Genomic DNA, 8389 nt, shown 5'->3' on the forward strand with positions numbered 1-8389 from the left:
GATTGCTGCGATGCCAGCACTTGCTGGAAGTATCCTGACCCGGTTCGCCGCCCAGTTTTCCACTCGTAGGCCGGGCGTCCATATCTCAATCAGCGGAGTGCCGTCTCACCTCGTGATTGACGCGGTCGCAAGTGGTCAGGCTGATTTCGGATATGCGGATGGCCCGCTTGACCGGATTGGAATGGAGGCCGAGGCTATCCCAGTGGCTGCGGTCGTGATCATGCCAAAAGATCACCGTCTGGCGCGGCGTGACTGCATCACGCCGGCTGATCTTGAGGGTGAGCGTTTCGTAGGGATCGGTCGGGGCACCCTCTTCCGATCCAGGATCGACACGGCTCTTGCAGGAATCCCACGAACGGTCTCGCTCGAAACGCCTCTATCCCACATTGCCTGTCTTCTTGTGGCCGAGGGGGGCGGCATCAGCCTCGTGGATCCCTATTCAGCAGCGGAGTTTTTCGACAAGGGCATCGTTGCAAAACCATTCACCCCCTTCATCGACGCTGGGTTCGTTGCCCTGCGCTCGCCCCAGCACCCAGCTTCGGCATTGGCGACAACGTTTATGCGGGGATTTCGAAAGCATGTTGGCAGTTGGACGACGTCATGATGCTGCTACGCAGCATACTTAAGTCCCAAGCTTGAAGGGTCCGACGTCGCATGATCAAAAGGTCGAAGCGCAGATCGAGCTCGGTTCAGATTGCGCTGCAGGGCAGTGTCAGTAAAAATCTTCTCAAGCAACATTTATGTAATGAGTGAGCCAAATGCCAGGGCTGCAGAGCGGAGCGATCAAATATTATCGTAGCATCAAGAATCCAGGGATGAACACATTTGGACATTGCTCAGTGTTGCCAATTTAAGTTTGCGCCTACAGACAAACCACGCTGAACAAAAACTATGGAACCTAAAATGCTGGATTTTTTGTATAGCAATCTGCCTTGGCGCCTCCAGGGTACAAGCATAATAAAGCCTACATCTGCCGCCGACCTCATTTCAAGCTTGCGACCATGCCAGGGGCGGCGCCTCCGCCGATTTTGTCAGCTGGTGTGGACTTGCGATATCCAAATCAGGTAACGGTGCCGGTCATACACCGCTGAGGGATAAGCCCGGGGGGACTATTGAACTAGAGGGGCTTGTCATGAACTTAGAGAATGGCCTGCCAGAACCCCAACGGCTCTTTGCCTTTCTGGCAGTTGCCACCGCCCTCACGATGGCAGTACTTGACACCTCGCTCGTGAACGTTGCCTTACCGATCGTCGCACAGGATCTCGCTGTCGATCCAGCAACTGCCATTTGGGCGGTGAACGCGTACCAGATTGCCGTAACGATTTCGTTGCTGCCGCTAGCAGCTTTGGGAGATAGCCTCGGTTACAAGCGGGTCTATTGTGCCGGACTCGCAGTCTTCGTTGCTGCCTCACTGGGATGCGCTGTCTCTACGTCCTTTCCTATGATGATCGCGAGCCGAGTTCTGCAGGGGCTCGGAGCGGCCGGCATCATGAGTGTCAATCCTGCGCTGGTCCGCTTCATTTATCCCCACAATCTTCTCGGACGAGGACTTGGCAGAAATGCGCTAGTCGTAGGGGTCTCCTCCGCGGCGGGCCCAACAGTGGCTGCGGCGGTCCTGTCCCTTGCCTCCTGGCCATGGCTTTTTCTTATCAATGTGCCGCTCGGGGTTCTTGCTCTTATCATCTCCACGCGCACTTTGCCGGTGACACCACGCACATCCAGACGCTTCGATTGGATTGGTGCTGCACTCAACGCCCTTACACTCAGCCTCCTCATCATAGGCATTAACAGCCTGAAAGATGGTCCGTCCCCGACATATTCGGCTCTTTTATTGGGAGCGGCCGTTGGTGTCGGATACGTGTTCGTCCGATACCAGATCGCACATCCGGCGCCTCTTCTGCCCTTGGACTTGCTCCGGGTGCCGGTGTTTGCCCTGTCTATGATGACGTCGATTTGTTCCTTTGGGGCTCAGACGCTCGCCTATGTGTCGCTTCCATTCTACTTTCATGATGTCCTCGGTCGAACCGTGACGGAGACGGGTCTCTTGATGACCCCCTTTCCGTTAGCTGTCGCTGTGGCCGCTCCCATCTCTGGTCGGTTGGCCGACTGCTACTCACCGGGAATGCTTGGCGGTCTCGGGCTTGCCATTCTCGCTACCGGACTTGCTTCGCTGGCGGTGCTCTCACCACTAGCATCGACAGGTGATCTCGTGTGGCGTCTGTCCCTGTGTGGCTTGGGATTCGGCTTGTTCCAGTCACCTAACAACAAGATAATTCTTTCAACTGCGCCACGAGAACGGAGTGGTGGAGCCGGTGGCATGCTATCGACTGCGCGGCTCTTGGGTCAGTCTGTGGGCGCGGCGTTGGTGGCGGTTCTGTTTGGGCTCATGCCACACAACCCAACGTCTGCCGCATTGTGGCTCGCAACTCTGCTATCGGCTATGGGCTGTGTTGCGAGCACCTTACGGACCTTTGGCAGCCGCAGGACAACTAATGATTGAACATTGACTTAACTCAAGACGAGTTACGTGGATCGCTCTGCTATCCTGGCCCATGTCCTGAAGAGGCTCGCGGTCGAACCCACTACTGTTACTCAGCCTGTTGCAGTTGCATCGCTGCATAATGCGCAAATCATGTATGGTCGAGACAATACGCTCAGACTAGAACGCTCCAGTTGGCCATGCGACCGTAGAAACTCCAGAGCAGATACCTTGTCCCATTCGCTCACGTGCCAGCGGCCAACGCAATTGAATCTGCAACCTTCTCATAGCGGTCAGATAGAGTGGCGGTGGCAACGCGCAAATGGTATGTTGGTAGCATGGAGAACTTGGCGCCAGGGTGGACTGCAATACCGTGGGCGGCAAGCGTCACCATCGCGAAGGGCTCTGATGATACGGGAACCCATGCGCACAGACCCGTACCATGCATGGCCTCTACCCCTCTTTGCTGTAAAGCGGTGACCAGATTAGTGCGCCGTTCTTGGTAGACCATTCGGGCATGGTCAACCAAGTCTTGTGTCGCCGGATCGCGCAGCAGCCAAGCCGTGGCAGCCTGCAGAATACGGCTCGTCCAGCCTGCACTAAAGCTGCGATAGGATTGAATTTGATCGACGATTGCCCGAGAGCTGGAGAGAACAGCAAGTCGCAGGTCAGGTCCATGGGTCTTCGAAAAGGAGAGAATGTGGATCACCCGGTCCGGAAAGTGGCCGCCCATGGAATGTCGTGGCGCGGCGGAGATGTCTCCGATTCCATCATCCTCGACGATAAGCGTATCAGTGCCCTGCAGAACCCGCGCGAGACCTTCCAAGCGCCCTCGGCTGACGCTCTGACCAGTAACCGAATGCAACCGTGGCTGGAAGATAAAGGCGACGGGCCTGAGTTTCATGGCTGACTCAAGGGATGACGGCAAAGGTCCTTCGCTGTCGCACTCAACTGGCAGGATACGAACGCCGCGATCCTCCAGAATGTCGAGGAGGCGCATGCCAGTTGGGTTTTCGAGCGCGACCGTTGCACCTGGCGGCACGAGAGCATGGACCAGCGTATAAACCGCATTGTACCCTCCATTTGTGGCCAAGAACGCTTCCGGCTCATAAGGCCAGATGTTCCTGACCGCCTCCTCCAGTTCCGGTAAGATGCGGCTGCGCTCATAGCTGTTGAGGTTTTCTGCTGAGGCACCATAGGCCATCGCGTTCGCAAGCGGCGGCAACAGGCGAACATCCGGGACAGCTGCGGTCAAGTTTAGGATGCCTTCGCCGTAATTGCCGGAGCTTGCCAAGCGTTGCGGCTGGGCGACGAAGCGATCACCGCTGACCCACGTACCATTTCGTCCTCGCCCGCTGATGATCTTCTGGCGCCGCAGTTCGCTCCAAGCTTCCGAAATGGTCGCAGGGCTGATCCCGAGCGCGAAAGCGAGATCACGTATCGGCGGTAACTTAGTACCGACCGGCAATGCACCAGCGCGGATCAATGCTCTTGTTTCGATGGCAATCCCACGAATTGTCCGGTTCGTCAGCTGCTCGGCAAACCAAGCTGCGTCTCTGCTTTCGTCCATACGGCACCAAATTTAATGTTCAGTAACGTAAAAGGGTTTGATCAATTCGATATGAACATTTTAACTGCAAGGAACACAAGTTTGTTGCGAGTGATTGCTGATGCCGCTAACCCTCCGACTTGCCCTTCGTGACTGGGATTACATGACGCCCCTGGTTCTGGGCGACGTTCAGTCCCCTCGCCTCGATATCAAAGTCGATCGTGTTGGCACTCTCATTTCCAACGTTGGGCATGATCCGGCGTATGATGCAGCAGAGATGTCCTTCAGCCGCTACGCGCAATTGCGACACGACGGCGATGACAGCGTAGTCGGCATACCGAACTTCATCATGCGTGGCTTTCGTCACCGCTGTATCATTACACTGAAGGAGAGCTCAATCCGTCAGTTGTCGGACCTCGCCGGCAAGAAGATCGGCGTGACCGGCTGGAGAGATTCCGGCAATACCTGGACCCGCGCTGCTATCCGCCGCGAAGGCGTCGAAGTCGACGATGCTATGTGGTACGCAGGTCGGCTGACAGAGGCTCACCCGATCACGGATCGGCTCGACGGCTTTGGTCGGCCAGGCCGTATCGAAGCTGCACCCGGCGAACAGCCCATGGTCGATCTTCTAAAGAATGGTGGTCTGAACGCAATCTTCACTCCGTTCATGCCGCCAGGGTTCTTCGATCAGGCCTCCCCGTTCCGTCAGGTCCTTGACGACTTCAGGGCCGCCGAGGTCGCTTACTTCCACGAGGTCGGCTATGTGCCGGGCATGCACCTGATCGGCTTCAAGGCCCAGATTGTGCAGGAGCATCCGTGGGTCGTGGACGAACTCAGCGAACTGATTGATGCATCTCAGCGCATGTGGCTGCAGAAGCGGGAGAAGTATGCCGACACGACGCCCTGGATGATCGACGAGCTACGCCGTTGCGCCGCCGATTTGCCGCCATCCTGGAATATCAGCGGGCTTGAGGCGAACGAGACTATGATCTCAGACTTCGCCAACGAACTTTATGCGCAGAAAATCCTGCCTCGCCGGCTTACGCCCGCTGAACTCTTCCCTAGCAAGTAAAGAGTAGCCTTTAGTAAGTCTTGCCCAAGATTATAAGCGCTTTCGTAGAACTTAAATTAGGGAACACGACATGTATCTGAAACTCATTGCTTCCGCTGCCTTCGCCAGCCTTGTTCTGGCAAGCCCTCTCCGCGCGCAGGATGCAACAATCCCGAAACAGACTGTGAATGAGCAACTGCGGGCGCGCCTGCCTGAGAACATCCGCGCCGAAGGCAAGATGATCTCAGTCAACAATGGCTCATTCCCTCCGTATGAAATCGTCACCGGAACGGAGATGACCGGTGCAAGCGACGATCTGACGGAAGCAATAGGTCAGCTCCTCGGCGTCAAGATTGAACATGCCACAGTCGGCGGTCTTCCGGCATTGCTCACTGGTGTGAACTCTGGACGTTACCAATTTGCCTTCGGCCCGGTCGGCGATTTCAAGAGCCGCGAGGAAGCCAACGATTTCGTTGATTGGGTTCAAGAGTTCGTTGTCTTTGCGGTCCAAAAGGGTAATCCCAAGGGTATCACCTCGCTTGATACTGCGTGCGGCAATCGCATCGCTGTCATGGCCGGCGGCTCGGCCGAGCGAGTAATTCAAGTCCAAGCAGAAAAGTGCAAGACCGAGGGCAAGGAACCCATCGTGGTTCAGTCTTACACGGATCAGCCGAGCTCGATCCTTGCCGTGCGCTCGAAGCGCGCAGAAGCCTTCTTTTCCTCCCAGGCGCCGCTCACTTATTTTGTGTCTCAGGCGAATGGTCAGCTCGAATTGACAGGTGTCGGCCAGAAGAATGGGTTTGAGAACCTTTATCAGGGCGCAGTCGTGCCGAAGGGTTCGCCGCTCGGGCCGCTGCTCCTCGACGCCATCAAAGTGCTGATGGAGAATGGCACCTATGCCGCGATTATGAAGAAGTGGGGCCTTGAGAACAACATGATCAAGGAGCCAGGCATCAATCTTGGTGGAACTCTCCCGCAATGAGCCAACTTCATCTGACCAGCGCATCGCCTTCCAGCGATGCGAACATCCGGGACGTGGCGACCGCCCACGTTCCCTTCCGTACAGGCCGGTTGATTCTCTGGGCGGTCATCCTCCTCGTTGCGTTGAACTTTGCTTGGATTGTCGCCAATAACGAGAACTTCGGCTGGCCAGTCGTCGCAGCCTATCTCTTCGATCCGACGGTCATTAGCGGTCTCTACGTCAGCCTCTGGCTTACTGTTATCGCCATGGTGCTTGGAACGATCCTTGGCTTGGTGCTGGCCATCGCCCGCATGTCAAAGGACAGGCTTGCTAGTTCGTCCGCGGGGCTTTTCATCTGGTTCTTCCGCGGTACGCCGCTGCTCGTGCAGCTGATCTTCTGGTACAATCTCTCGACGCTGTTCCCGCAGCTTTCGATCACGATCCCCTTCGGCCCGACGCTGGCAAGCTGGGATACGAATTCAGTGATCACACCAATAACGGCTGCGATCGTCGGACTTGCGCTTAACGAAGCAGCCTATATGGCGGAAATCATCCGCGGTGGCCTTCTTTCCGTAGACCGGGGCCAAGCCGAAACGGCGGAAGCCTTCGGCATGACGAGGGGCAGGGCTTTGTGGCGTATCATCATTCCGCAGGCCATGCGGTCTATCGTTCCGCCGACCGGCAACCAGCTGATCAGCATGATCAAGGCGACCTCGCTCGTCAGCGTAATCGCCATGGCTGATCTGCTCTACTCCGTGCAGTCGATCTACAATCGTACCTTCGAGATCATCCCGATGCTGCTCGTTGCAGTCATCTGGTATCTGTTCATCACCTCAATCCTCAACGTCGGGCAGAGCTATATTGAGGCATATTACGGCCGCGGCGAACGCCAGAACGGAGCTGATGCAAAGCCAGTAGATGCCGGAGCAGCTGTGGAGGCAAACCATTGAACGCTGTTCAAACCATGAAGCCCCTCGTTCGGGCACGCAACGTCCATAAATCCTTCGATCATCTCGAGGTTCTCAAAGGCATAGACCTTGACATTATGCCGGGAGAGGTCGTGGTGATCCTTGGGCCCTCCGGTTCGGGGAAATCAACCTTCCTGCGATGCATCAACCACCTGGAAGCCATTCACAAAGGCCTGATCGAAGTCGACGGCGAGCAAATCGGTTATCGCGTTCGCAACAATCGCTTGGAAAAGCTGTCTGCGAATGCCATTGCCCGTCAGCGCCGGAAAATCGGCATGGTGTTCCAGCAGTTCAACCTCTACCCGCACATGACGGTGCTGCAGAACATCATTGAGGCACCTGTGGGAGTTCACGGTGAAAGCCGCAAGGAAGCATCCCAGAATGCCATGAAGCTTCTCGAGCGCGTCGGCTTGCTGGAAAAAGCGAACAACTATCCTCGTCAGCTTTCTGGTGGCCAGCAGCAGCGGGTTGCGATTGCTCGCGCTCTGGCCATCAAGCCGAAACTGATGTTGTTTGATGAGCCGACATCAGCGCTGGATCCCGAGTTGGTTGGTGAGGTTCTGGCAACGATGCGTGACCTTGCCAAGCAGGGTTTGACCATGATCGTCGTCACCCACGAGATCAGCTTTGCCCGTGAGGCCGCGGACCGGGTGGTGTTCATGGATGGTGGGAAGATTGTCGAGATGGGCGATCCGGAGGATGTGATCGGCAATCCGCAGCACCCGCGCACACAGGCTTTCCTATCGCGCTTCCTCTGAAAATTAGTAACCAGCCTCCCGGCCTTGAAGCCAATCCTTCGGCCGCCATTCGGATGAATCTCATGCTCAACGACAACATTTTTGCCCGCGTGTCGGATTTCGATGCGATGGAAGCAGAACTGGCGGGCATCCGCCAGCATCTTCACGCCAATCCGGAGCTCTCCTTCGAGGAGGCTGAAACGGCACGCTTTGTTGCCGAGAAGCTTGAGAGCTGGGGCTATGAGGTGACCCGCAACGTCGGCGGCCACGGCGTCGTTGCGCGCCTGAGCGCGGGAAATGGAAAGAAGGGTATTGCCATTCGCGCCGACATGGATGCTCTTCCAATTTCCGAAGAGACGGGCCTTGCCTATGCGAGCAAGAGCCTTGGTAGGATGCATGCCTGCGGCCATGATGGGCATACGACTGTGCTTCTGGGTGCGGCTGAGTATCTTGCTCGCACCCGTCGTTTCAGCGGCACTGTAACGCTGATTTTCCAGCCTGCCGAAGAGGCCGGCAAGATCAGCGGCGCTCAAGCGATGATCGCTGATGGCCTGTTCGAGCGCTTTCCCTTCGATGCGATCTTCGGTCTGCATAACCATCCCGGTGCACCAGAGGGCAATATCCTTCTGCGCTCCGGTCCGATG

Annotated in this window: 8 protein-coding genes; 7 read left to right on the forward strand and 1 reads right to left on the reverse strand. The window is 56.6% G+C overall.

Annotated elements, in window-relative coordinates; translation table 11 throughout:
• Window positions 1–604 (forward strand): LysR substrate-binding domain-containing protein (locus tag NF876_RS42935; RefSeq protein WP_262273696.1); only part of this gene is annotated, 604 nt, incomplete at its 5' end.
• A 528-nt stretch (window positions 605–1132) separates the two neighbouring features.
• On the forward strand, window positions 1133–2500 hold the full coding sequence (locus tag NF876_RS42940) for an MFS transporter (RefSeq protein ID WP_210805706.1): 1368 nt from the start codon (window positions 1133–1135) through the stop codon (window positions 2498–2500).
• A 223-nt stretch (window positions 2501–2723) separates the two neighbouring features.
• On the opposite strand, the gene NF876_RS42945 is transcribed toward NF876_RS42940, so the two are convergent.
• The gene (locus tag NF876_RS42945; RefSeq protein WP_210805708.1) at window positions 2724–4049 is read right to left on the reverse strand and encodes an aminotransferase-like domain-containing protein; all 1326 of its coding nucleotides are present in this window, start codon (window positions 4047–4049) and stop codon (window positions 2724–2726) included.
• Between the two features lie 100 nt (window positions 4050–4149).
• Here NF876_RS42945 and NF876_RS42950 point away from each other — a divergent pair, with 100 nt between their 5' ends.
• From NF876_RS42950 to NF876_RS42970, 5 genes are all read left to right on the forward strand, one after another.
• Window positions 4150–5100 carry an ABC transporter substrate-binding protein gene (locus tag NF876_RS42950; protein ID WP_210805710.1) on the forward strand — a complete coding sequence of 317 codons (951 nt, stop codon included), beginning with the start codon at window positions 4150–4152 and terminating at the stop codon, window positions 5098–5100.
• Window positions 5101–5170: 70 nt separating this feature from the next.
• Window positions 5171–6061 carry an ABC transporter substrate-binding protein gene (locus tag NF876_RS42955; RefSeq protein ID WP_210805712.1) on the forward strand — a complete coding sequence of 297 codons (891 nt, stop codon included), beginning with the start codon at window positions 5171–5173 and terminating at the stop codon, window positions 6059–6061.
• Window positions 6058–6990 carry an amino acid ABC transporter permease gene (locus NF876_RS42960; protein ID WP_210805714.1) on the forward strand — a complete coding sequence of 311 codons (933 nt, stop codon included), beginning with the start codon at window positions 6058–6060 and terminating at the stop codon, window positions 6988–6990. Before NF876_RS42955 ends, NF876_RS42960 begins: the two co-directional genes overlap by 4 nt.
• A gap of 14 nt (window positions 6991–7004) precedes the next feature.
• The gene (locus NF876_RS42965; RefSeq protein ID WP_210805724.1) at window positions 7005–7766 is read left to right on the forward strand and encodes an amino acid ABC transporter ATP-binding protein; all 762 of its coding nucleotides are present in this window, start codon (window positions 7005–7007) and stop codon (window positions 7764–7766) included.
• A 62-nt stretch (window positions 7767–7828) separates the two neighbouring features.
• Window positions 7829–8389: amidohydrolase (locus NF876_RS42970; RefSeq protein ID WP_262273697.1), on the forward strand; the 561-nt coding region annotated here is incomplete at its 3' end.

The sequence above is a fragment of the Microvirga yunnanensis genome (genome assembly GCF_025460875.1).